Source organism: Paenibacillus sp. KN14-4R (assembly GCF_052180255.1).
GTDB lineage: Bacteria > Bacillota > Bacilli > Paenibacillales > NBRC-103111 > Paenibacillus_AM.
This window is the reverse complement of record NZ_CP197466.1, coordinates 4,123,851-4,149,366: the sequence shown is the minus strand read 5'-3', so window position 1 is coordinate 4,149,366 and position 25,516 is coordinate 4,123,851. Positions and strand designations below refer to the sequence as shown.

The following is a 25,516-nucleotide window of genomic DNA, read 5'->3' as shown; positions in this document are numbered from 1 at the left end:
CTAAGTGTGGATGCCCTCATTTTTCATATTACGAATATCCTTAACTCGCGGTGATTTCCTGGTTCGCTTCTTTCTCCCAACATTCGATGTGGTCTAAACCTTCGATACTGCTCGCATAAAAGACGGGATTCTTCCCTTCTTTACTCTGCTTGGAATAATCTCGCAAGGCCGCAAAGGCGTATTTGCCCAGTATTGCAATTGCAATGAGGTTCACTAATGCCATAAAGCCCATAAATAAGTCAGCCATATCCCAGATCAGTTGCACTTCTTTGAGCGCTCCGAACATAACCATGCCCAGCACAGCTAAGCGGTACAGAAGCAGCCAGTTTTTGTTCGCATTAAGGAACTCGATATTCGTTTCCCCATAATAGTAATTCCCGATGAGGGAGCTATAAGCAAATAACAGGATCGCTAGCGTCAAAAACAGGCTAGCCCAAGGTCCGACGACGGAGCTTAACGAGGCTTGCGCCAGTACAATCCCCGTCAAATCGCTATCCGCATAATTGCCTGCGATCAAGACGATGAAAGCCGTCGAGCTGCATATGAGCAGCGTATCCACGAACACACCCAATGATTGAATAAGCCCTTGTTTGACGGGGTGACTCACATCCGCCGTTGCTGCGGCATTCGGTGCACTTCCCATACCGGCTTCATTTGAAAATAAGCCACGTTTAATCCCCCATTGTAAGGCTGCCCCCATCGCGCCGCCTGATGCTTCATGCCAGCCAAATGCGCTGCCCACAATCGTCCCTAGCACATCCGGAAGCATCGTGATATTCGCAGTGACGACATATAAAGCCATAAGTACATATCCGCCCGCCATAACGGGGACGATGATTTCGGAGATTCGGGCAATTCGCTTGACCCCTCCAAAAATAATAAAACCGAGCGTAACCGCAATCACAATTCCCACTGTCAGCTTATTCCAACCAAAAGACGCTTCAAAAGCCGCAGTAATGGTGTTGGCTTGTACAGCATTAAAGACGAGTCCGAAACTAATCGTAATCAGGATGGAGAATAGAACACCGGGCCAACGCTTGCCCAGCCCTTGCTCCATATAATAAGCAGGACCCCCTCGAAAGCTATCTGTATCTTTTTTCTTAAAAATCTGGGCGAGCGTCGCTTCAATGAATGCAGAAGCTGCGCCTATAAGGGCAATGATCCACATCCAAAAGACTGCGCCGGGCCCTCCCATGGTAATCGCGATGGCAACCCCTGCAATATTGCCTGTCCCAACTCGGGCCGCTGTACTGATACAAAAGGCTTGAAAGGACGAAACACCGGATGTTCGTTTGGTGCCTTCTCGCAGCAATTTGAACATTTGACCGACATAACGCACCTGTACGAAATTCGTGCGAACGGTAAAGTAGATGCCAACTGCGATTAAAAAAGCAGTTATTAAATACGTCCAAAGGACATTATTGATTCCGGATACAACAGTTAATAACATCGTTAGCGACCTCCTCTAGTTGGTAGTTTGTTATGAACTGGATTAAATTATATATAATTTTAAGCGGATATGGAACTTTATTATTATTTTTAAAAAAGAAGATCGATTGTCCTATCTTTTGGGAATAGTACGCTTAACACACCGTTTAGGAGGAAATTATGAACTGGATCGTTCAAACGCTTGAGAATTATCCCGAACTTGCCATTTTTCTAACCTTGGCCGGTGGTTATTTTGTGGGGAAGCTTAAAATTCGCTCCTTTACACTTGGATCGGTCACGGGAGTTCTGCTTGTTGGCGTACTTGTGGGTCAATTGCACATCACAGTATCACCAACGGTGAAAGCTGTTTTTTTCCTGCTATTCTTATTTTCGATGGGGTATAAGGTAGGTCCGCAATTTGTGCATGGTTTAAAAAAAGATGGACTGCCTCAAGTCTTATTTGCGGTAATCGTCTGTGTAGTGGGGCTTCTTTCAGCATATGGCGCGTCGCTGATTCTTGGATTCAATGCGGGACAAGGCGCGGGGCTTCTCGCAGGTTCCTTGACGCAATCGGCTGCTATAGGGGTGGCCTCGGATGCCATAGGACGATTAGCCATACCTCCTGATCAGCAGAAGATGATGACAAGCTTTATTGTGGTTGGTTATGCGATCACGTACATATTCGGCACGATCGGTGCGGCATGGTACGTTTCTTCACTAGGACCGAAACTGCTCGGTGTGAATCTGGTCGAAGAGTGTAAGAAACTGGAGGAGCAAGTGGGAGCCACACAGACAAATACAGAAATTACCTCTGGTTATGAATACAATGTGTATCGCGCTTATGTCGTGGACAGCCCCCTTTATCTGGACAAGACGGTCAAAGAGATTGAGAACGAGTTCCTTTCACAGCAGCGAAGGATTTTTATCATAAGGTTGAAGCATCAAGGGAAGATCATCGATGCTACGCCAAAGACGGTCATCCAACAAGGGGATGTTGCGGTTGTCAGTATCTTAAGTCAGAATATCCCTGATTTCCTTGAGCACCCAATGGGTGATGAGGTATTCGATGCTGATCTGTTCGAGTTCAATGTGGAGACATTAGATGTGGTTGTCACAAACAAGGATTTAGCTGGCAAAACAATTCGTCACCTTGCATTCCAGATGTTAACACGCGCTGTATATGTCAAAGGCATTCGCCGCCAGGGAGAGGAACTGCCGTTTAAAGTTTCAACTCCACTGCACCGTGGTGATGTCGTTGTGTTGACAGGCACAGAGGCTAATGTCGAAGCAGCAGCCAAATTAGTCGGTTATCCAGCGCATAAATCATTTGAAACGGACATGGTGTTCGTAGGTCTTGGCGTACTGCTAGGGGGATTAATCGGTATTCCAGCGCTTAAAGTAGCTGGTATTCCAATTAGTCTGACCACAAGTGGCGGGGCTCTTATTATGGGACTGTTGTTTGGTTGGATTCGCTCGCTTAAGCCCACATTCGGACGTATTCCAGAGGGTGCTGTGTGGGTGTTCAACAATGTAGGTCTGACAACGTTTGTTGCTGTGGTTGGTATTAATGCAGGTCCTGGGTTCGTGAACGGCTTGAAGCAATCCGGGATAAGTATTCTGCTCGCAGGTATTGTTGTTACACTGCTTCCTTTAATCGTGGGCACACTGCTTGGTAAATTCGTTTTTAAATTCAATCCTGCCATTACACTCGGCGCTTGCGCAGGCGCTCAAACGACAACAGCAGCTATCGGTGCTCTGACAGAGGCTGCGAAAAGTCAGGTTCCTGTGCTTGGTTATACTGTCACTTATGCGATCGGTAATATTCTCCTCACGGTGTGGGGAGCCATTATCGTAGCTTTTTTGTCTTAACTAACAAGGAGATGAACCAAACATGAGCATAGATGTAGATTTGGAGAAAATAGATAGTCTAGCAGGTGTCGATAACTTACAGCGCCGCGAGATCGAGCGAACATATGGGGAGATCAGTCCTTTTGAATTAAAAAATAAATTGATTCAATTCGCGCAAGGCAGTAGTAAGAAGAGCGCGAAGATCATGTTAAATGCAGGGAGGGGAAACCCCAACTGGATTGCGGCTTCACCGCGTGATGCTTTCTTTACACTTGGGCATTTTTCCGTCAATGAATGTCGTCGTGTATGGCACGAAGATCATCTCGCTGGGATGCCAGAGAAGGATGGAATCGCGGGTCGATTCGAAGCATTTTTGAGTGGGGATGGAAAGAATATGCCAGGATCATCCATGCTGAGAGATATGGTCCAATACGGTATTACTAACAAGGGGTTTGATCCTGATGCATGGGTCCATGAGCTCGTAGATGGCATTATCGGGGATAACTACCCTGTGCCAGATCGAATGCTCATTCATATGGAGAAAGTTGTGCACGATTACGTGGTAAAAGAGATGTGCAGCGGCGAGTCCAACGGTAAATTTCAAATATTTGCAGTGGAAGGCGCGACAGCGGCGATGTGTTATATTTTTGACACGTTGATTGCGAACAGCTTGTTAGAACCGGGAGATACGATTGCGATCTTGGTGCCTGTTTTTACACCCTACTTAGAGATTCCGCGTCTTCCACGTTATCACTTTGATGTCATCCATATCGAAGCATCCGAGATGACTGCTGATGGCGCACATACCTGGCAGTTCCCACGGTCCGAACTTGATAAGTTGAAAGATAAGCGTATTAAAGCATTGTTTGCGGTCAATCCGAGCAATCCGCCTTCGATTGCTATGAAGCCAGAATCAGTGAAACAAATGGTGGATATTGTGAAAAATGATAACCCGAATCTCATGGTGATCTCCGATGATGTGTACGGCACATTCGTTGATAACTTCCGTTCAATTATGGCGGATATTCCATATAATACGATCGGTGTATATTCTTTCTCCAAATATTTTGGTGTGACAGGTTGGCGGCTTGGGGTCATCTCCATTCATGAAGACAATATTTTTGATAAATTGATAAGTGAATTAGCGGATGAGCATAAAGAACGGTTGGATAAGCGCTATGGTGAACTGACACTGCATCCAGCAGAGATTAAGTTCATTGATCGTATGGTGGCAGACAGCCGGCAAGTGGCGCTCAATCATACAGCAGGTTTATCTACGCCTCAGCAAGTACAAATGGCATTGATGTGTTTATTCGCATTGATGGATACAGACAATAAGTACAAGCAGATGACCATCGAAATTTGTCGCCGTAGAAAGAAACTCCTCTACGATGGACTTGGTATCCAGTTCGAGCATGATCCGTATGATGCCTCTTATTACACACAAATTGATTTGCTGGTATGGGCGGAGCATAACTATGATAAGGAATTTGCAGCCTATTTACAAAAAACGTATGAGCCCATCGACATTTTGTTCCGACTAGCAGAAGAATCTTCAATTGTCTTGTTAAATGGCGGCGGCTTTAGTGGACCGGAATGGTCGATTCGCGTCTCGCTTGCAAATTTGGATGATGAAGCGTACTCCCGCATTGGAAAAGTACTTAAGCTGACATTGAATGATTATGTAAAGGCATGGAAAGGTGAGAAGTAACGAAACATCCGTTGGATGATGGATAAGAAACAGCCCAGATCTAGGCTTGTCTGGGCTGTTTGTCATGTTTTATTCGATTGCACAAAAGGTTAGCGTATCTTTCCAATTCTTCGCGATTTGCGCCTTATCCTCTTCTACAAGATCAGTTCCAATTTGTACCTCAATGATAGATAGCGGCGTATGAGCCAATATTCCATGTCTTACACCCGTCGCTATTTGTACAACGTCACCTGGCTGAATTGATTTTATCTTTTCGTTTAGGATGATTTCGCCTGAACCCGAGAGGATGTTCCAGATTTTTTGTCTTTTACAATGAAAGATGTACCCCATATCTTGACCGGAGAAGAGCTCGATCTTCTTCGTTAAGGTTTCTATGTCTTCTGCATCATAGGAATGATTCAACACGGTACACGTTCCCCATCTACGCTCTTCAAATCTAGGGTTGTGGGAAATATTCTTGTTCTGGAGAAGCTCCTTAATCCGATTGCTGCTCTTCTTGCTCGCGATAAGGATGCCATCGGGGCTTGCTGCGACAATGACATCGGGCACATCAATTACCCGAATTGGATAGGGAAGCTCATTGACGAGGTGGGTATGAATGGAGTCCTCTGAAACATCGCCTGATCCTATGACAGTACCTCCCCAATGCTTGGTAAAGGCCGCCCAACTTCCGATATCCTCCCACGCTCCCTGATAAGGAATCACGATCGCATGAGCAGCTTTCTCCGCAACCGTGTGGTCAAAGCTGCGCACAGCGATTTGCTCATAGCAACCTAGTAGATCATCATAATTAAGAGGAAGGTCATGAGTCTGTAATTGATCCAACATATATTGAAGAGAAAAGGCAAACACACCGCAATTCCATAAGGCATGATTGGCAATTAGGCCGGCAGCTGTCTGCTGATCTGGTTTTTCAACAAAATGGTCGATGAGAGAATAACTTTCTTCGGGATGATCCAATCTCGGTACGATATATCCAAATTGACTAGAAGGAGACTTGGGGGATGTACCAATCAGGGCGAGATCGGCTTTCGATTTGGCAATTTGTTCGGGCAACTGATGAAGGATATGAAAGAAAGCAGGGTGGACAAATAAATCAACAGGCAGACAGACGATGATTTCATCTGGATCGACTTGCAAGGTGGAGTGGAAGTAAGCGGCTGCCAAAGCAATGGCTGTGAATGTTCCACGCTTATAAGGCTCGCTGAGGATCGGGATACCATCACCAATTTGGTTAATCATGATCTCAATCTGGCTTTCATGAGTCACAATCACCGTATCACGGAGCAGTTTAGCACTGTCTAGCTGCCTAATGACACGCTGGATCATCGATTCCCGTTTTCCTTCTGTTGTCATGAGCAATTTAAGAAAAACTTTGGATCTCATTTCATTGGACAGGGGCCACAATCGTTGGCCTGAACCGCCTGATAACAGAACAATTTTCATTGTGATCACCTCTTTAATGAACGTAAGGTATAGGCTTTTCGTTTATGAAAGGAGAGGGATTTGAATTTCTTAGCAAGTTTTCGTAAGGAAGTAGGAGATAAGTTTTTCATATTCGTACGTAAGCCTCTATTTCGTGATAATTTCTGGATGGATTGTCCGGGATAGGTGGCACGCACATAATTTCCGTAGGTTTCAAATTCAGAGAAGCTGAACGCCTTACGCTTGGTTGCCTTGTTTAATATGGCGGCGTACCATCTCATGTGATGTCTCTTTTCTATCTTTCTTTTCATAGCGGCCAATTTCGTTCGTTCAAAGAGCATGTAATGCGTGACATATGATAAACGGGCACGGCCTTGGATGCCAAGCAGCTTGTTATATGCCTTAAAATATTCATCATGGCTCCAAGTGCGGCAGTAGAAGATCGTCTTGCCATTTTTCCTAAATACGTGTGGTCTAATGAGTACTGTATCGGCATCCATGACAAGGAAGAAATCTTGAGAACTGAGCGTATCTCCACTTAATTTCAACAATTGCTGATACATCCAACCTGAACGCTCCCACTTCGTTGTTCGAAGATGAATGTCATTTTTCGTAAGGGGCAATACCGTTTTTTCATCAATAAACTTGCAGTGTTTACGCTGGCACAATTGCTTTATCGCTTTACTTTGAGGGGATATGATTAGGATTTGACCAATGGGGTGCTGCACGTACTTTCGGATCCCATCGATGGTATAGGGGAGAGTGACGAGATCCTTTTCAATCGCAGGGATTATGATATCGATCTTGGTTGTAGACATCTATTCATCTCCAATACATAACAAGTTATTCTATGATATGAGCGTATGGATCTACTTGCTTGGATGATAGAGGAAAAATAGTCAAGCGTATGCGGTGCCTATCATTTCTGACAGAATTGATTGAATATTATATAATTGATGGCAAATCACAACATGAAACGGAGGAGAATACATGCAGAAGCTGTTCCCATTCTTAAAACCATACCGCTGGCGTATGGGTATTGCGATCATGTTGATGCTCACAGAGCTTGCTGTCGAACTATGGCATCCCATGATCATGGCAAAAATTATTAATGAAGGCATTGCCCATAAAGATTTGTCTCTGATCTATTGGTGGGGAGCCGTCATGATCGGCATGTCCTTGCTTGGATTTCTATCGGGTATTATCAATTCGTACTATGCCGCTTATGTCAGTCAGCATGTAGGGTTTGATATTCGCAAACGGTTATTTGAAAAGATCCAGCAGTTCTCTTTTGCAAATTTTAATCAATTTCAATCTGCAAGCTTAATTACTAGAGTCACAAGTGATGTCTCGGTGGCGCAAAATTTAGTATTTATGGCCTTACGCATCATGATGCGTGCTCCGCTCTTAATTATTGGAAGTATGACGATGGCGCTTCTCGTTGATTATAAGTTGGCGCTTATTCTCGTTGTGGTGATGCCGCTCTTATTCGTATTTCTCGTATGGAGTATGAAGCGGGGATTTAAGCTGTTTCGATCCGTGCAGGAGCGTCTGGATCAAGCGAACAGTGTACTTCGAGAAAATTTACTTGGCATGCGCTTAATTAAGGCGTTCGTTCGACAAGATCACGAGATTCAGAGATTTGGTCAGGCTAACCAAGCATTAAAGGAACGGACGATGTCTGCACTGCGCTTAGTGGAGCTTACGTTTCCAATCGTGCTGTTGATCTTGAATTTGAGTGTATTAAGTATTTTGTGGTTCGGTCATGTCGAAGTCATTGCAGGTGGAGTGAATGTCGGGGAAGTGGTTGCGGTCATCAATTATTCGATGCGTATAACGGGTGCATTTTCCGTCATTTCGTTTATTCTGATGAACCTTTCACGTGCGAAGGCATCTGCACAACGGATTTCAGAAGTATTAGAGACAGAGATTGATTTGACGGATGCTAGTCATGCAAATGATACCTATCAAGTTACAAGGGGTGCAATTGAATTTAGGGATGTTTCCTTTCAATACCCTGGTTATGATTCTTCGGTGCTGCAGTCGATTTCGTTCACAGTTAAAGGGGGAGACACCGTTGCCATTCTAGGAGCTACGGGCTCAGGCAAATCCTCGTTATTCCAGCTCATTCCACGGCTTTATGATGTGAATAGCGGCAAAGTGTCCATTGACGGGTTTGATATTAGTCAGATGAAGCTGGAGCAGCTCCGCAATCAGATCGGATTCGTCCCGCAAGAGGCGATGTTGTTTACAGGCACGGTGAGGGAGAATGTGCTATGGGGCAAAGAAGATGCATCGATGGAGGAAGTGATAGAAGCTTGCCAACATGCACAAATTCACGAGACCATTATGAGGCTTCCTAAGCAGTATGAAACCGTTCTTGGGCAAAAAGGGGTCAACCTATCCGGTGGGCAAAAACAGCGTTTATCCATTGCAAGGGCACTAATCCGTAAGCCTCAAATTTTGCTGCTAGATGATAGCACATCCGCACTTGATGCGAATACAGAAGCAAAGCTGATGGAATCCCTGCATGAATACCCATGTACAACACTTATCATTACGCAAAAAGTGAGTACAGCGATCCAAGCGGACCATGTCATGGTATTGGAAAATGGCACGCTGCTTGCACAGGGCACCCATGAGCAGCTGCTTGCGCAGTGTGAGCTTTATCAACGTATTGTGGAATCCCAGTATGGGAAGGAGGCGGTTTCCCATGCCTAAAAAAGTTCAAACATCGGAGAAAGGGAAGCCAAGACCGAAGAACTGGGCGCGAACATTGTCCCGGATCGGTACTTATTTATCTGCTTATAAAGGGATGCTTGTCCTGATCCTCATTATGGTCATTACAAGCTCACTGCTTGCCCTGCTTAGTCCCTACTTAATCGGGAAAGCGATTGACACTTATATTGTGACGAAGGATAGTCAAGGGCTGCTGACGCTTATCATTCTGCTTGTCGCGATCTATATCCTGCATTCCCTTTCGCTATGGCTGCAAAATTATTGGATGATCGGGGCTGCGCAAAAAGCGATTTATGCCATGCGCACAGACTTATTCAAACACCTGCATAAGCTGCCAATCTCGTATTTTACAAAGCGGCAGCACGGGGAACTGATGAGCAGGATTACGAATGATATCGATAGTGTCAGTCAGACGCTGAATAGCTCCTTTATCCAAATATCGTCCAGTGTGCTGACCTTTGTCGGAATGATAACGCTTATGCTCTGGCTGAGCCCTCTACTTACCGTCATTACACTGCTCATCGTTCCGCTCATGTTCATGGGGATGAAGTGGATTACGAATCGCACAGGGAAGCTGTTCAAAGAACAGCAGCGCAATCTGGGTGATTTGAATGGATTTATTGAGGAGACGTTCTCGGGTCAGAAGATCGTGAAGACATTTTCCCAGGAGCAGAAGGTCATTGATACGTTTAATATTAAAAATGAAAAATTGCGGACATCTGGTTATTGGGCACAAACGTACTCCGGGTTTATTCCTAAGCTCATGAACGTACTCAATAACTTAAGTTTCGCTTTTATTGCAGGAGCGGGTGGCATATTGGCGGTTAACCAGATGGTATCGATCGGTGTGATCGTTACCTTTTGCGAATATGCACGTCAGTTCACGAGGCCGCTTAATGATCTTGCCAATCAGTTCAATACATTCCTATCTGCAATTGCAGGAGCGGAGCGGGTGTTTGAGGTGTTAGACGAAGCGAAGGAAGAGCAGGATGAGCAGCATGCCACTTCGCTTACAAGTGTACGTGGGGATATTGAGTTCGCACATGTGTCGTTTACCTATGAACAAGATGGGAATACGTTATCTGACATTAGCTTCCGTGCTGCGGCAGGTCAGACAGTGGCTTTAGTAGGCCCAACGGGGGCGGGGAAGACGACGATTATCCAGCTGTTATCGCGATTTTATAATTTGAATGAAGGTCATATTTACTTGGACGGGCAGTCAATTGCGGGGATAAAGCGCCAAAGTTTACGTCAGCATATGGGCTTTGTTCTGCAGGATTCATTCCTTTTCCAAGGGACAATACGTGATAACATTCGCTATGGAAAGTTGACAGCTAGTGATGAAGAGGTAGAAGCAGCAGCAGAGCTAGCCAATGCCCATTCGTTCATCATGAAGCTTCCTAAGCAGTATGAAACGGTGCTTGATCAAGATGGAAGCGGGATTAGCCAAGGTCAGAAACAGCTGCTCTCCATCGCTAGATCCATGTTAGCTGATCCGTCGATTCTCATTCTAGATGAAGCTACGAGCAGCATTGACACGATTACGGAAATTAAGATTCAAGAAGCGTTATATCGCCTTATGCAGGGTAGAACGAACATTGTCATTGCCCATCGCTTAAATACAATCAGACAGGCAGATTTGATTCTCGTCTTGGAAGATGGACGTATTATTGAACAGGGTACTCATGAATCTCTATTGCAAAAACAAGGGTTTTATTACGGATTACACAGCAATCAAGTGCGATTAAAAGCGTAATTGTTGGATATGTAAAATACAGCAAGCACACGATCGAATCATCATTCGGTCGTGTGCTTGTTTATTACGAACCCATTTTTTCAGTTTAACGCAACTCTTACGCTTCTGCTTTTGCCAAGTTGGCAATAGCGTGGAGAGCGATGGTGATTTCACGCTCTACAGCGTCTGCGACAGAATTCGTGTGCGGGTCGTATTCGCCGGCGAGGTCGCTGTCAGCGAAGCCATCGATAGCGAGAATTGCACCTGCGCGGATACCACGAAGGGCAGCAACAACGTACAAAGCGGAGATTTCCATCTCGGTTGCAAGGACGCCGGCTTGTTTGTATTTCGCATGTGGGATTTCTTCAACGCCTGTGAAGAATGCATCCACGCATAGCGTGATGCCCTTGCGTACAACGCCCGGTGCGCCAATAGCTGCTTGGGATAAAGCATCAACTACAGCGCTGTCTGCAACAGCAGGGAAGCCATTTGGCACAAGCTGACGAGATAGACCATCTTCACGAGCGGCAGCGGTACTGATGACTAAGCTGCCAGATGGAATGTCAGCAGAATACGAACCTGCTGTACCTACACGAATGATCGTTTTGACACCTGCACGAATAAGTTCTTCAAAGCATACAGCTGCTCCCGGGCAGCCTACGCCGTGACTGACGACAGCTAGGTGAACACCTTGGAAATCACCGACAAATGTGCGGTATTCTCTCGCATAAGACAACTCTCTTGCATTGTCTAACTGATCTGCGATTGCTTTTGCCCGGCGCGGGTCGCCACACACAATTGCGTAAGCGGGCATATCTTCGGAGTTAATTTCTAGGATTGGCAAGTACATGATGGATCAAGCTCCTTTTTGAATAAATGGGTTTTGTAGACCTATCTCGAACTACCACTCGATTTCTGAGCATCGGATAAATAGCTGCTTTTTCTAAAGAAGAACAAAGCAATTAAAGTGACGATATAAGGAATCATCATTGTAAATTGGGTTGGTAACGCAAATCCTTGCAGTCGAATACTGATGGCATCCATAAGTCCGAAGAATAGACTGGAGATCATGACGCCGAGCGGACTGAATTGTCCCAGCATCATCGCAACCAAGGAGATAAATCCACGTCCAGCTGTCATACCTTCTGAGAACATTGTCAGGTTACCAAGTGACAACTGTGCGCCGGCAAGTCCACAAAAAGCACCGCAGGCGATGATCGCACCGTATTGGTAACGGTGAATTTTGATCCCCATACTTTTAGCTGCGACGCCATTCTCACCGACTGCTAAGAGGCGGAATCCTGTAACCGTGCGGAACAGGAAGAAGTGCAGGGCAATAACAAGTATAAAGGTAAGGAACACAAGGGGGGATAATCCTGTCAGAATACCGCCAAGCCCTGGAATGTCCCATTTGGGTAGACCGACCATGTTCTTATCATAATAAGCGCCTTTTACATGAAAAATGGCTCTTAAGCAAAACGTCGTTAATCCTAAAGCAAGGAAGTTCATCGATATCCCGACTACAATCACATTGGCCTGCAGATGAATGCCGACATAAGCGAAGAGTAGGGAGTAGACCATGACACAGACGACGGCGAACAATACAGCAAGAAACGCATTGCCAAGCAAGTAGTTGCCTAAGATTGCTGAGAAAGCGCCCACGAGTACGAATCCTTCTAAACCTACGTTAAATACGCCAGCACGAGCACAAAGCAGTCCGCCAAGTGCGGCTAATAGAATCGGGACGACCATTCGAATCGTAGAGTTGACTAAAGAGAGATCAAACAGTTGTTCCATTTGTATTCCTCTCTTTCTTTCGTTTAATAAAGGCATAGCTGAATTTTGCCGATACGAATACGACAATAACAGCTTGGATGACACTTGCAATTTCAAGTGGAACTTCGGTGTTGCGTTCTACACCCATAGCACCCGTCTGGAGTGCTGCGAGTAAGATGGCGGCAAACGCTGTTCCAATCGGATTGGACCCTGCGAGAAGGGCGGCCATGAGTCCGGACCATGCATAGTTGGGTGACGTTAATGCACCATCGAGATAGCGATACTGCATGCCAAGTACTTCAACTGCACCTGCAAGACCCGCGAATCCGCCGCTGATGAACATAGTCGTTACGACCATTGGCAAAGATTTAATTCCACCATACATCGCGAAAAATGGATTGCTGCCCGTCATGTTCATTTCATATCCGAATACCGTTCTACGCATAATCCAAAAAAGGACGATAGTCGCAATTACAGCTATAATGAAGCCCGCATGCAAACTTGATCCAGCCATGAGCTTCGGCAACCAAGCGCTTTTATCAATCATAGCGGATTGGGCAAGTGCTGCTGAACCTTTCGTATCCTTGAACGGATTTGCTACTAAATATCCAGCAAATAAAGTAGCGACATAGTTTAAGAGTAGGGTCGTAATCAATAAATTGACTTTAAATTTGGCATCTAACCATCCGGCAAAAGCGGACCACAAGCCACCACTGACAATACCTGCGAGTAAGGCGCCAATCAGCTTCATCCAGCCGGGTCCCGGTAAATAAAGGGCTGTTAGTGCAGCAGCAATTCCACCTAGGACAAGCTGTCCTTCAGCCCCTAAGTTGAAGAATCCAGCTCGGAAAGCGAGAGCAAGTCCAAGTCCAATCAAAATAATAGGTACAGCTCTCGTTAATGTATTGGTGAAGAAATACGTACTTCCGAAAGCACCTTTCCACATTTGTCCGTAAGTCTCAAAGACAGATCCTCCGACAAGTAAGATTGCCAGCGCGCCTACGATCAGGCCAATTGCGAGAGCAGCGAGAGGATGAGCAAGCGCTTTGGCTTGCTGCTTAATTGTATTCATGGTTGCTACCTCCTCCAGCCATTAAGAAGCTGAGCGCTTCTTCGGTTGATTCATGGCCGCTTATTTCGCCAACCACTTTACCTTCATACATGACGAGAATGCGATCAGATAGCTTCATGACTTCGGAAAGCTCCGAGGACACAAGCAGAATCGCCCCGCCTTCTTTACGTTTCGCTAATAATTGATCATGAATAAATTCCATGGCACCGATGTCTACCCCACGAGTAGGTTCGGCAGTGATTAGAAAAGGTGTCTCCTGTGCAAGCTCACGTGCGACAATCAGCTTTTGCAAGTTACCGCCTGATAAATACTGAGCTGTCGTATGAATGGATGATGTCTTAATGTCGAATTTTTTTACCCAACCCGCAACCATGTCTCCAAGGGCTTTTTTATTCAAAATCCCCATTCGCTGTTTGCTGCGCTGAAAGCCCATCACTCCGTTATCGAGAACGGTGCGATCCTTGGCACAACCCCATTGATAGCGATCTTCTGGAACATGTGCAAGGCCTGTTTGGCGAATTTCATTCGGCTGCTTGTTAGAGATGGGAGTACCCAGCAATGTCGTGCTGCCTGCGTGTGTTGGAAGCAATCCGCAGATACTTTGGATTAGCTCCGTCTGACCGTTGCCCGACACCCCTGCAATTCCGACAATTTCACCCGCATGTACGGTGAAGCTGACTTTTTCTACAACAGGCTTGCCTCCTGCGCCTTGAACCGTTATATCCTGCACTTGTAGGACAGGTTCTCCTTGCATCGATGCTTGTTTAATTACTGGAGCAAGTTCTCTGCCGACCATCAAGCGGGAAAGTTCTTCGATGTTCGTGTCCGCTTTCTCTAAAGTACCTGTTACTTTACCACTGCGAAGGACCGTAATGCGGTCGGCAACTTCCATAACTTCATGGAGTTTATGTGTAATTAGAATAATGCTCTTGCCTTGACTTGCTAGATTTTTGATCGCTGATAACAGCTCATTGACTTCAAGAGGTGTTAAGACAGCAGTAGGCTCATCGAGCACAATGATGTCGGCTCCACGATAGAGCACTTTCAGAATTTCCATACGCTGCTGCGTACCGAGCGAGCAGTCTGCGACTTTTTTATCGGGTGGAACGGGCATACCGAATTGTTTGCTTAGCGCTTCGACCTGCTGAACCGCTTGTTTGCGATTAAATCCGATGCCAGGCGTTGGCTCCGAACCGATGACAATGTTCTCAGCAACTGTAAAAGAAGGGAACAACATAAAATGTTGATGTACCATTCCAATTCCATTTGCAATCGCATCCCGAGGTGATTGGAAGGCTACTTCTTTACCTCGTACCTTGATCGATCCAGAAGTCGGAATCTCCATCCCATAGAGCATCCGCATCAGCGTTGTTTTCCCTGCACCGTTCTCGCCGACGATAGCGTGAATTTCACCTGATCGAAGTGAGAAATCAATCGCATGGTTCGCTGTGAAGTCCCCATATTTTTTCGTAATCTGCTCCATTTGCAGCAGCATGACAGCACCCCTTTTGGACGTGTTTAAGAATGGTATTAAAAAGTTGAACGGAGGAGAACAGAAGTATCGTAGGAATGAAATGTTCGCCTTTGAAAGAGTGAATATACAATCCATTTGATCCAATCAAAATTCACGATTTCAACAGCGACCGGAGGTACTTCTGTTCTCCCAAGTTTTTGAATGATTAAACTGAAGACCGACTGCGAGTGTAGAAGCAGTCGGTCCGAATGGCGGCAAATGCCGGAAATTTGTACTATTGTTTCAATGGATCTTTAAGAACAAGCTTACCGGATACGATGTCATCATTGATTTGCTTCAATTTTGTAATTGTCTCAGCTGTTAGGAAAGGATTCATTTTGGTTTGGGAATCATGTGTTACGAATGGAACACCTACACCTTTTTCTTTCAGACCATAGTCCACAACGCCAGCTTTGAATGCACCATTTACGAAGTCTTTGATTGTTTCGTATGCAGCTGTGTCAGCGCCTTTTAATTGAGACAATACGATGTGATCCGGATCTTTGCTTGTGTGGTCAATATCTTGTCCTGCTGTGAAGAAGTTTTTCTCTTTCGCAGCTTCGAATACGCCAAGGTCACCAACAGCAGCAGCGCCTAGAATGAAGTCAGCACCTTTGGATTGTTGAAGGATCGCAAGTTCTTTCGCTTTTGCAGGGTCTGTAAATCCACCTACATAGTTGACAAGGTATTTCGCGTTCGGATTTGTTGCTTTCAAGCCTTGTTCAAAAGGAACAGTCCACTTCTTGATCATCGGAATGTCCATTGCAGCTACGATACCAACTGTGTTTGTCTTTGTGGACAAGCCAGCAGCAGCGCCTAGCAAGTAGGAGGATTCATACTCACGGAAGACAACCGAGCGGACATTAGGACCTTCAATAACCGTATCAATGATTGCGAACTTTTGATCAGGGTTCTCAGCAGATACTTTTTTCAATGCATCTTCCGCTTGGAAAGTTGCTGTAATAATCAGATCATATTTATCGGCAACAGCCGCTCTCATATTTTGTTCGAATGCGTTAGGGTCAGTAGATTCAATCGTTTTAACTTGAGCGTTGAACTCTTTGCCTGCCTTTTTAGCACCTTCGTCCATGATTTGGAAGAATGGGTTTACACCAATTTTTTCAGGTAGTACAAGTGCGATTTTCTTCGCATCTTTACTTACTGGCTTATCTGTATTTCCTGCAGCACCTTCTGTTGTTGCATTTTTTGCTCCGCAGCCTGCCGTGATGAATAACACAAGTGCACAGACGAGCATCAACATTTTTTTCAATAGTCTCTACCCCTTTATGTAACAATTTTTATTTTTAACAAATCCTATCGGTTTTATAGGAATTTGTCAATCTAATTTGAAAAATTAAATTTGTAGAATTTTGTCGAACAATTGACACAAATTCCATTATACTTAAAATTAGCGGAAAGGGAATATCCTTTTGATAAAAAATATGTACGATTCGTTAACTATTAATAATAAATGTTCGTGTTTTAGTCATAATTTGTCCATTTCTGATTGAAATTTGTTCGGAAAAAGACCAGTATCCCGAAAACGAAGATTGGGTGTCTCCAACGTGATTTGCGGCCTCTAAGGATTGTTCCAGAGAAGTATAAACATTGTCACTATTTGTATTATGTGATAACCTACATAGGTATTTTCCATTATTAAGGAGGTTAAATTATGTTACGTACAGGCATCATTTTTTTAATTTTGGGGTTAGGGGCATTCATACTGCCGCAGTTCGGTCTGCAATTCAAATTATTTAACGTTTTGGAAGACATTTTTGGCGGAAGTCAAACCATTGTCGAAATTGCTGTTGCGGCTATCGGCGCCATCCTAGTAGGTATTCATTTATTTAAGGGAAAGAAGGACACGTCGTCCGCAGCGTAAGAACACATGGTTTGGGAGGAAGTTTTTTTTGAAATCGTGGATAGCAAAACTTTTAAAATCAGTAAGTGTTATGACTTTTATTATGATGGTGTGTGCGGCTCCCGCATTCGCCAAAGAGCAGCTGAATTGGGTAGAAGGCGGAAAGAAAATCGACGTGGGAACTGGTTTAGCAGAACTACAGTTGGGCAATGATTTTGTTTTTCTTGATGCTGAAAATACGAAAAAGTACATAACACAGAACGGAATGAAAGCAAGCGGGGAAGAAATCGGCTTGGTCATTCCAAAGGACGAAAAACAGGATTGGGCCGTTTTCTTCGAATATTCCGAATCGGGACACGTTAAAGACGAGGAAAAAACGAAAATTGATGCTGATGCCTTGCTGAAGAGCTACAAAGAAGGCACGGAAGAAATGAATAAGGATTTAAGTCCTGAAAACCAGTTATTCGTTGACAAATGGGATGTTGCACCGTTCTATGACAACACCTTGCACAGTTTGACGTGGTCTTTATTGGCACATGATTCTAAGAACAACGGTGTTATTAACTACAATGTAAAGATTCTATCACGCAAAGGCTATATCTCAGCGATACTCGTATCAGACCCGGCGAATTTGAAGGCGGACCGTAAAGTGTTTACCGATAAGATCCTGTCGCAGTTTCAACTAAAGCAGGGTCAACGGTATGAGGATTTTGACAGCAAAACCGATAAGGTAGCTGAATTCGGCTTGACTGGACTAATTCTTGGAGGCGCGGGTCTGGCGATTGCCAAAAAAGCGGGCTTGCTTGCTTTGCTCATCCCTCTATTGAAGAAGTTTGGGATCGTGATTGTGCTGGCCGGCGGTGCTATTTGGGGATTTATTCGCAAAAGAACCGGATTGAAGAAAGAGCAGTCGGAGCAACCGACGCAATCAGAGCAATCGGAGCAACCGGCACAGGACCAAGTGATCGACCAGAAGCAAAAATCATAGTTTCGTAAGCAAAAGCGCCTGAAGTCGAAGAACGTCAACCGTTCTTTGAGTTTGGGCGTTTTTTGTGCTTGCTTCGGCAGCCGACGTCAACTCTTTTCAGTCTGTTTAACTTCGATTCCGATAAAAATAGCCCTTCCTAATCGCTCGATAGCCGAGTTGTAGGAGGGGCTTTTGAAATCACTTATTTATTTAAAGAAGCGCCTTATAAAATAAGCTGCGCAAGTCCGAATCCGATTGTGACCGCAAGCACGGTTGCGATTAGTCCAGGAAGCATGAACGAGTGGTTCAGCACATATTTGCCGATTCGCGTCGTTCCCGTGCGGTCAAAGTTGATCGCTGCAATAACGGTTGGGTAATTCGGAATGAAGAAGTAGCCGTTTACTGCTGGGAACATGGCAATGAGTGCAGCAGGCGGCAAACCCAAGGCGATGCCTAGAGGTACGAGTGCACGTACCGTTGCGGCTTGGCTGTACAGAAGAATCGACAGGATGAAGAGTGCAATAGCGAATAGCCACGGAGCAGCTGTGACGCTGTCTTTAATCCACATACTGATCTGATCCATGTGACCTGCGAAGAACGTATCACCGAGCCAAGCAATACCGAAGATGCTGATAACCGCCTGCATACCCGCAAGGAACACGTTGCTTTTAATGAGGTGAGACGCATTCACCTTACAGATCAGCAGGATGAGTGCCGCTATTGATAGCATCACTAGTTCAATGGCATAGGCCATGTTAAGTGGGACTAACTTGCCGCCAGTCTCCCATGCCGGGCGAAGCTGTGGCATCGATCCGAGCAGGACGACAAGAACGACGCCCAAGAGGAACAACACGACGGACAATTTGGCACGAGGATTCATGGCCGTCACACTTTCGGATTGCGTCTTCACGACCGCATCGATCGTACCATCAGCAAGTCGTTTTTGATATTCAGGGTCCTCATCTAAATTTTTGCCGACTTTCGTCATAATCCAGGCTGCGATCATACAGCTAATGAATGTGGAAGGCACACTAATCATTAAGATATCCATAAGACTTATTTGATAACCGGCAAGTAAGGAGACGAGAGCAACAGTCGCTGCCGAGATTGGACTTGCGGTAATGGCTTGTTGAGAGGCGATGACAGATATCGATAAAGGCCGCTCTGGGCGTACGCCTGATTGTCTAGATACTTCCGCGATAACAGGTAGAACCGAATACGACACATGACCCGTTCCCGCGCAAAAAGTGAACAAATACGTCACGATCGGTCCCATGAACGTAATGTGACTGGGGTTTTTGCGCAGTGCCTTTTCAGCTAAGGAAACCAAGTAATCCATCCCCCCGGCAGTTTGCAGTGCGCCTGCAGCAGTGATGACCGCCGCAATCATCAACATCACATCGATTGGTGGTGAAGTGGGTTGAAGACCGAAGCCAAACGTTAGAATGGCAAGCCCAAGTCCTCCCATTACACCAAGTCCAATACCACCTAGTCTCGCTCCTACAAAGATGGCAAGTAACACAATAACGAGTTGAATCAAAAACATGAGCTATTCACATCACTTTCAGCTGTTCTAAGTTGTTATTTTTTTCACATATATTCCATTATACGTTAATGTGCCATGCCTGTCACTTTGCGCGACGAAAGCGGTCATGCGATATCGATGTCGCTTCTAATATCACTTGGAACATATTTTATGTAAGGAGAGAAATGCTATTCAGAGAGTCGGTATATTCCTTATTTGGGGTCATAGAATGTAACGAGAGAATAATAGATTCTACCCACGGTCAGGAGGATGCAATTGATAATCCAATATCGGCCATACCCCAGACACCCCTTTATCGGCAGGCAGCTCAAGCGGGATACGCACAATTACAGAGGTGATCTGCTTGCACCCGCGAAGACGATTCTAGATCATGTCAGACTAAGACTCCTTGATATGCATGGCGTTGAGCTTGAAGAAAGTGACCTCATTAGCTTGCAGAAGCCTGTCACGTTAGCAGAGCTTGGCTATCACCCTCATATGGATGGATGCGCCGCACATATGAAAGTCATTTATGATGATGTTCGTTTTACGAAAAAAATTCCGCTGTGGGACATCAGACAGCAAATCCTCCCATTTATCATGCGCTCCTCCGAACAACAAGATGTATTCACCTTATTCGAGCAGCTTCAGACGAAAGCAGACTACACCTATCGGCATCCCATTTGCGTGAGTATTCTTGCCGTCCGTATTGGAAAATGGCTTCAGATGAAAGAACCACAGCTTACACAGCTTGCCATCGGCGCTTTGCTTCATGACATTGGAAAGACTCGCTTACCTCCAGATCTCATGGATAACGAAGAGCCGCTCTTGCCGGCAGAGTATGCTTATCGGAAGAAGCATACGCATTTTGGCTATCAATTGATCAGAGATACGGTTGGGACGAGCCGCCGCCAAGCTCTGATTGCGCTGCTGCATCACGAGCGTCTGGATGGGAGCGGATACCCATTCGGCATTCGTGCGGGGAAGTTCGATTACCACAGCCAAATTGTCGCAATCGCGGACACCATTCATCACCTTATCTCGAATCGCCCTCAACAAGCGGCTTTACCGTTTTACGCATTACTTCAGTACCTTCATGATCAAGCGTTTGGAAAACTGGAACCAAGGATGATTCATCTCATCTTAGATCAAATGATGCAGGCTCTTCTTGGACGCAGTGTTCAGCTCACGGACGGGCGACGCGCTAAAGTTGTTATGCTCAATGCTTATGCGCAGCTTGATCCGCTAGTTCAGTTGGAAGATGGAACTTTCATTGATTTGAACCAAATGAGGACGCTGCATATTGAGCGGTTGCTATTGGCATGATACATTCGTCATAAGTATTGCAAAAAGGTCGGGGTAAGAGCATGAAGACGCTCTGCCTCGACCTTTTGCATGTCCGTAAAATTCATGTGCTTTTATCACGAAACGGGAAATATAGTACGTTAAGGTCGTTGTGTCGGATTCGTTAGTGTACGATTAATCCCTTTTCGTGAGGTGACCTCTTCTATAGGAATCTAGTGCCATATTATTTATGTAACATATCAAAATAAAGTTACATTATGTCGAATTAAGAGGGATAATAGGGGATTAAAGTAGTAATGAAACAGAAAATTACATTTTACTCGTTATTACGGGACAAAATTCATGAATAAATAGATATTAAGCCTTATTGGAAAATAGTTACTTATTATATTAAAATATGAATTGAATCAAATAATAGGAGGTTTATATACATGGTAAAAAACGTTAAAACAGTGCTAGCATCTTTTCTGGTAATTTCAACACTATTGGTTGCTGGTAGCGCTTATGCTGCACCGGCTAAGGTTGTAGAAGGAGTTAACCCTGACGCTGTAGAAACTGAATTCGTTGATCCAACTCTTCGCATTAAACCATATGCTCAAATAGCCTATGAGGATGCTGTTTTTCATGGCCAATTAAAAACAAGCTTCACGTACTCAAAAGGCAATCTAAGAATATACATTCAAAATAAAGGTACGAAAAGCTTTAATTATTCAGTGATAAATTCTTATGGAGTTAATATTTGGAGTGGTTCTATCTCGGCAAATGATGCAAGAACAGGTTATTTTGTTCCGGCTGACGGTGATCTTCCTTCTGGTGAATATACTGTTAAACTTAATAACAATGATGGCAGTCAATCTCCATATCTTTTATCGGCAAGAGATGACCTGTAATAAAATATTATTTTTTGAGTAAGTTGCCTATCTATTTCGATAAATTGTAAGAAAAATGAAGAACGGCCCTGTCGTAAAACATGCGAACAGAGCCGTTCTTTTTGCCATTGCTCTACGGAAGTAAAATCAGCGAATACGGTCTGAAGACCTGGAACATTTGGCCCGTATACTTGAAGATTTGAATGAAGTCAGATCGCTGCACATTGAGCGTGTGTATAAATAAGAGCCTGAAGTTAATGCCAAGTTGTCTAGGTCTGTTCAAGACTTAGACAATTTTTTTATTATTTTTCTGAATGATCGGAATTGGGAGTGTACTTATCATTTATTCCGGTTTATAGTTAAGTTAACTTCATAATTAAGCGAGGTACCTAATGTGAAACAACATCTTATTCAGCAATACAGCGAATTGCAAAATCATTTAAACCTTCGATTAGCAACAAAATATCAGCACAAAATGGATAATCAGCTTACAGCTAAGCAGGTTTTATTATTAGAGCTGATCCGGACAGGCGGATCTTCAACGAAGGAATTAGCTATTCAATTGAATATATCCGCGAGTGCAGTTAGTCAACTTCTGAATAAATTGGAGGAAAAAGAATACATCACCCGTACGATTAATAAAGAAAATCGTCGGGAAATCATATTAAAGCCTGCGGCGAAGGGAGAACGCTATTTTGAAGACATGCACATGCTTGAAGATGAGGTTAATCGCACGGTTTTTGGACAGCTGCCTTTAGAAGACTTGGAGCAGTTGGTCCGTATTATGAAAAAATTAAATTCCATAATAGAGGGGGATTAGTCCATGTTTGTGGGCAATAGGGGAAAATCCATTTGGCTGCTGTTGTTGGGCTTTATGCTGTGCAGCAATTTTATGCTTTATCATACGACCATCGGGAAACAGCTTCTTCCAACTCAGACGAATGGGGTAGTCATCGGTTCATTAATCGATCTCGTCATTATGCTTCCTGTATATTGTATGCTGTACACCAAGAAATTTTCGATCAAGCAAGCGATTGTTTTATCAGCGGCAGGATGTATATTAGCTCGATTTCTCATTCCAAAGCCTTTTTTAGAGCCCTTTGCAGCTGTGACTTGGGCTGGAATTGCCGTAGAGGCTGCGTTAATCTTCTTTGAACTGATTCTGATAGTCACATTTGTTCGTTACATGCCCCAAATCGTAAGAAAGGTAAAATCGAGTGAACTACCGGTAGTCTTTTCTTTTCAACAGGCAGTGGATCAATATGTCATCAAAAACCCAATTATTCATGCCATCTGTTCGGAGGCGATGGTGTTCTATTACGCTTTTTTCACTTGGAAAAAGAAGCCCCCAACCGGTATGACGCTGTATAAAAATTCGAGTTATATCGCCGCTCAAATCATGATGATTCACTCGATTGTCATTGAAACATTGGTTTTACATTGGTGGCTGCATGAAAAATCGGTCGTCATTTCGATTATTTTACTCATCCTTAACATCTATTCGTTAATATTTTTCATTGCAGATATTCAAGCGATTCGATTAAATCCCATACATATGAACAAAGAATCGATGTTCCTCTCACTTGGCTTACTCAAGCGTGCTGAAATTCAATTTGCGAATATCGCGTGTATCATCGAAGACCCAGTCGTTCTACAAAGTAAATTATCACAAGATAGGATGAGTTTTATGGCGAAGGATTTTGAAAAAGTTCACCCCCATCTGATTTTGAAAATGAAAGAGCCTGTTCGCGTCATCTTGTTTATGGGCATTCAAAAACAATATTCACAAGTAGCGATTCGCTCAGACAATCCAATACAACTGAAAGAAATGATTGTAAGTAAAATGGAAAATAAACAGGAAGCCGAATGAGTCCTCGATCATGAAAAAGTCCTCCTTTGGACATTATGTTCAAAGGAGGACTTTGTTTTCACTAACGATCAATGCGCAATCTCCGCATCAATATTTTTCAAGAACTTTCGTCCGATACCAGCCGTAACAACCGCACACGCCACGAAAATTGCGCCTACATAGAACGGAATGTGGGGGTTGAACCACTCGGCAAGCTTTCCTGCAAGGAACGGCGCAATCGCACCACCGATAAAACGAACGAAGCTGTATGCAGCCGATGCAACCGAACGTTCGACGGGCGCGGCATGCATAACCGCAGTCGTAATCAGCGTGTTGTTCACCCCAAGGAATGCACCGGAGATAACAACAGATGTCACCACAACTGTAATCGAATCCGTATTGATACCAATTACAACAAGGTTAAGCGCGAACATGATCAACATGATGCACATCGAACGAATGGTGCCGAATTTCTTTTGGAAAAAAGGTGCCACGAAGACAGAAGTAATCGCGAGCATTAAGCCCCATCCCAAGAATACATAACCTAAGCCGTGCTCATCGAGATGATTCATCATAATAAACGGCGTGTACGCCATTAAAGTGAAGAATCCAAAATTATATAGGAATGCGACAACTCCGAATGTGAAAAGTCCGCCATGACGCAGCGCTTTGAATGGATCGGTGATGGATACGCGCTTTGTAGGCTTCGGAATTTTCGGCAGCATAATTGAAATTGCAATAAAAGCAATGGCCATTAAAGCACTGACGCCGAAGAATGGACCACGCCAAGAGATGGAACCGAGCTCGCCACCAAGCAAAGGACCTACAGAGATCCCAAGACCAATGGCAGCTTCATATAAAATGATCGCTCTTGCTGTCCCACCCGTGGATAAGCCGACAATGGCTGAAAGCGCAGTAGCAATGAACAACGCGTTACCTAGACCCCAACCACCGCGCATGGCGACGATTTGGTCAATACTGCCGGATAATCCACCAAGCGCAGAGAAGATAACGATTAAGAGAATGCCGACAAGCAGCGTCCATTTCACACCGATTCGACTGGAAACAACACCAGTAATGATCATGGCAAGACCAGTCACAAGGTTATAACTAGAAAAAAGCAAGGAAACTTGGCTCGGTGTTGCATCTAATTGTTTGGCTAGTGCAGGTAAAATCGGATCAACGAGCCCTAGTCCCATAAATGCGATCACACAGGCAAACGCAACAGCCCATACTGCCTTCGGCTGGCTCATCATGCCTGTGTGCTGCTTAAGATGTAATGATTTAGATCCCATGAACAATTAAACCTCCATCTATTATTGTTCTTGCTCCATACGGGCAATAGCCGTCCGCGCTCGTGTTTGCAAGGTAGACAATTCAGACCGAACGACATGTATCTTTTCAATTTTTTGCTCAATTAACTTCAGTTGATCACTAATGATTTGATCGATCTCTAATAGTTTTGCGTATTTCTCCTTCTGATCCTCGATACTCCAATATCCTTTGCGATGCGTCTCAAGTGTTTCGCTAATCGAGATGAACTGTTGTAACTCTTGCAGGGAGACACCCAGCACCTCTCTCGCATTGGTGATTTTTTGAAGATGTTCAATATGGGCTTCGGTGTAGAGGCGAATTCCTTTTTCACTTCTTTGAGGTGGAGAGAGAAGACCAATTTCCTCGTAGTAGCGAATGGTTCTTTTCGTCAAACCGCATCTTTGCGAGACGTCATCAATTTTTAACCAAGTCATATTATCACTCCAAATTCGTAATTGTATTTATGATTATAGATATGCATAACGTTAACGTCAACGTTAACTTTTGGTATATGAGATATAGTTTATATCGTTGGGCTTATTCTATGCATCTCCGACTGCGAGACGGTTTCTCCTTTGA

Annotated in this window: 21 protein-coding genes; 10 read left to right on the top strand and 11 right to left on the bottom strand. The window is 44.4% G+C overall.

The window, feature by feature from the left end; all coding sequences use genetic code 11:
* Window positions 1–40: 40 nt before the first annotated feature.
* Window positions 41–1,450, bottom strand: a complete 1,410-nt coding sequence (locus ACSBOP_RS20350; protein WP_442602303.1) for an alanine/glycine:cation symporter family protein — start codon at window positions 1,448–1,450, stop codon at window positions 41–43.
* Window positions 1,451–1,608: 158 nt separating this feature from the next.
* Between ACSBOP_RS20350 and aspT the strand changes: the two genes are divergently transcribed.
* Window positions 1,609–3,297, top strand: a complete 1,689-nt coding sequence (gene aspT / locus ACSBOP_RS20345; RefSeq protein ID WP_442602302.1) for an aspartate-alanine antiporter — start codon at window positions 1,609–1,611, stop codon at window positions 3,295–3,297.
* Between the two features lie 22 nt (window positions 3,298–3,319).
* A complete protein-coding gene (gene aspD / locus ACSBOP_RS20340) occupies window positions 3,320–4,987 on the top strand; it encodes an aspartate 4-decarboxylase (protein WP_442602301.1) in 1,668 nt (555 codons plus the stop codon).
* A gap of 69 nt (window positions 4,988–5,056) precedes the next feature.
* Here the strand turns inward: aspD and ACSBOP_RS20335 are convergent, their stop codons facing one another.
* Entirely contained in the window at window positions 5,057–6,433 is a 1,377-nt protein-coding gene (locus tag ACSBOP_RS20335) for a sugar phosphate nucleotidyltransferase (protein ID WP_442602300.1), read from the bottom strand.
* Window positions 6,434–6,438: 5 nt separating this feature from the next.
* Window positions 6,439–7,230: a DUF6492 family protein gene (locus ACSBOP_RS20330; RefSeq protein WP_442602299.1), complete on the bottom strand. Its 792-nt coding sequence runs from the start codon at window positions 7,228–7,230 to the stop codon at window positions 6,439–6,441.
* Window positions 7,231–7,402: 172 nt separating this feature from the next.
* Between ACSBOP_RS20330 and ACSBOP_RS20325 the strand changes: the two genes are divergently transcribed.
* Both ACSBOP_RS20325 and ACSBOP_RS20320 read left to right on the top strand, forming a co-directional pair.
* Window positions 7,403–9,133, top strand: coding sequence for an ABC transporter ATP-binding protein (locus ACSBOP_RS20325; protein ID WP_442602298.1), 1,731 nt, complete (start codon window positions 7,403–7,405; stop codon window positions 9,131–9,133).
* Window positions 9,126–10,907 (top strand): ABC transporter ATP-binding protein, encoded by a 1,782-nt coding sequence (locus ACSBOP_RS20320; protein WP_442602297.1) that lies wholly within the window; start codon window positions 9,126–9,128, stop codon window positions 10,905–10,907. The genes ACSBOP_RS20325 and ACSBOP_RS20320 overlap by 8 nt, the downstream gene beginning before the upstream one ends.
* Window positions 10,908–11,004: 97 nt before the next feature.
* Here ACSBOP_RS20320 and ACSBOP_RS20315 read toward each other — a convergent pair whose 3' ends face one another.
* From ACSBOP_RS20315 to ACSBOP_RS20295, 5 genes are all read right to left on the bottom strand, one after another.
* Window positions 11,005–11,736: a nucleoside phosphorylase gene (locus ACSBOP_RS20315; protein ID WP_442602296.1), complete on the bottom strand. Its 732-nt coding sequence runs from the start codon at window positions 11,734–11,736 to the stop codon at window positions 11,005–11,007.
* Between the two features lie 41 nt (window positions 11,737–11,777).
* Entirely contained in the window at window positions 11,778–12,683 is a 906-nt protein-coding gene (locus tag ACSBOP_RS20310) for an ABC transporter permease (protein WP_442602295.1), read from the bottom strand.
* A complete protein-coding gene (locus ACSBOP_RS20305) occupies window positions 12,667–13,734 on the bottom strand; it encodes an ABC transporter permease (RefSeq protein ID WP_442602294.1) in 1,068 nt (355 codons plus the stop codon). Before ACSBOP_RS20305 ends, ACSBOP_RS20310 begins: the two co-directional genes overlap by 17 nt.
* Window positions 13,721–15,229, bottom strand: coding sequence for an ABC transporter ATP-binding protein (locus tag ACSBOP_RS20300; RefSeq protein ID WP_442602293.1), 1,509 nt, complete (start codon window positions 15,227–15,229; stop codon window positions 13,721–13,723). The genes ACSBOP_RS20305 and ACSBOP_RS20300 overlap by 14 nt, the downstream gene beginning before the upstream one ends.
* Window positions 15,230–15,482: 253 nt before the next feature.
* A complete protein-coding gene (locus ACSBOP_RS20295) occupies window positions 15,483–16,517 on the bottom strand; it encodes a BMP family protein (protein WP_442602292.1) in 1,035 nt (344 codons plus the stop codon).
* A 402-nt stretch (window positions 16,518–16,919) separates the two neighbouring features.
* On the opposite strand from ACSBOP_RS20295, the gene ACSBOP_RS20290 reads away from it, so the two are divergent.
* Both ACSBOP_RS20290 and ACSBOP_RS20285 read left to right on the top strand, forming a co-directional pair.
* A complete protein-coding gene (locus ACSBOP_RS20290) occupies window positions 16,920–17,129 on the top strand; it encodes a hypothetical protein (RefSeq protein ID WP_442602291.1) in 210 nt (69 codons plus the stop codon).
* A 28-nt stretch (window positions 17,130–17,157) separates the two neighbouring features.
* On the top strand, window positions 17,158–18,096 hold the full coding sequence (locus ACSBOP_RS20285; protein ID WP_442602290.1) for a DUF2167 domain-containing protein: 939 nt from the start codon (window positions 17,158–17,160) through the stop codon (window positions 18,094–18,096).
* Between the two features lie 202 nt (window positions 18,097–18,298).
* On the opposite strand, the gene ACSBOP_RS20280 is transcribed toward ACSBOP_RS20285, so the two are convergent.
* Window positions 18,299–19,621, bottom strand: coding sequence for an anaerobic C4-dicarboxylate transporter family protein (locus ACSBOP_RS20280; RefSeq protein WP_442602289.1), 1,323 nt, complete (start codon window positions 19,619–19,621; stop codon window positions 18,299–18,301).
* A 255-nt stretch (window positions 19,622–19,876) separates the two neighbouring features.
* Between ACSBOP_RS20280 and ACSBOP_RS20275 the strand changes: the two genes are divergently transcribed.
* The 4 genes from ACSBOP_RS20275 to ACSBOP_RS20260 all read left to right on the top strand — a co-directional run bounded on the left by ACSBOP_RS20275 (window position 19,877) and on the right by ACSBOP_RS20260 (window position 23,644).
* Window positions 19,877–20,926 (top strand): HD-GYP domain-containing protein, encoded by a 1,050-nt coding sequence (locus ACSBOP_RS20275; protein ID WP_442602288.1) that lies wholly within the window; start codon window positions 19,877–19,879, stop codon window positions 20,924–20,926.
* A gap of 410 nt (window positions 20,927–21,336) precedes the next feature.
* Window positions 21,337–21,795 carry a hypothetical protein gene (locus ACSBOP_RS20270; protein ID WP_442602287.1) on the top strand — a complete coding sequence of 153 codons (459 nt, stop codon included), beginning with the start codon at window positions 21,337–21,339 and terminating at the stop codon, window positions 21,793–21,795.
* A 373-nt stretch (window positions 21,796–22,168) separates the two neighbouring features.
* Entirely contained in the window at window positions 22,169–22,594 is a 426-nt protein-coding gene (locus tag ACSBOP_RS20265) for a MarR family winged helix-turn-helix transcriptional regulator (RefSeq protein WP_442602286.1), read from the top strand.
* A gap of 3 nt (window positions 22,595–22,597) precedes the next feature.
* Complete coding sequence (locus tag ACSBOP_RS20260) at window positions 22,598–23,644, top strand: beta-carotene 15,15'-monooxygenase (RefSeq protein WP_442602285.1); 1,047 nt, start codon at window positions 22,598–22,600, stop codon at window positions 23,642–23,644.
* Window positions 23,645–23,712: 68 nt separating this feature from the next.
* Here ACSBOP_RS20260 and ACSBOP_RS20255 read toward each other — a convergent pair whose 3' ends face one another.
* Window positions 23,713–24,918 (bottom strand): MFS transporter, encoded by a 1,206-nt coding sequence (locus ACSBOP_RS20255; protein WP_442602284.1) that lies wholly within the window; start codon window positions 24,916–24,918, stop codon window positions 23,713–23,715.
* Window positions 24,919–24,939: 21 nt separating this feature from the next.
* Window positions 24,940–25,371, bottom strand: coding sequence for a MerR family transcriptional regulator (locus ACSBOP_RS20250; RefSeq protein ID WP_442602283.1), 432 nt, complete (start codon window positions 25,369–25,371; stop codon window positions 24,940–24,942).
* Window positions 25,372–25,516: the final 145 nt, after the last annotated feature.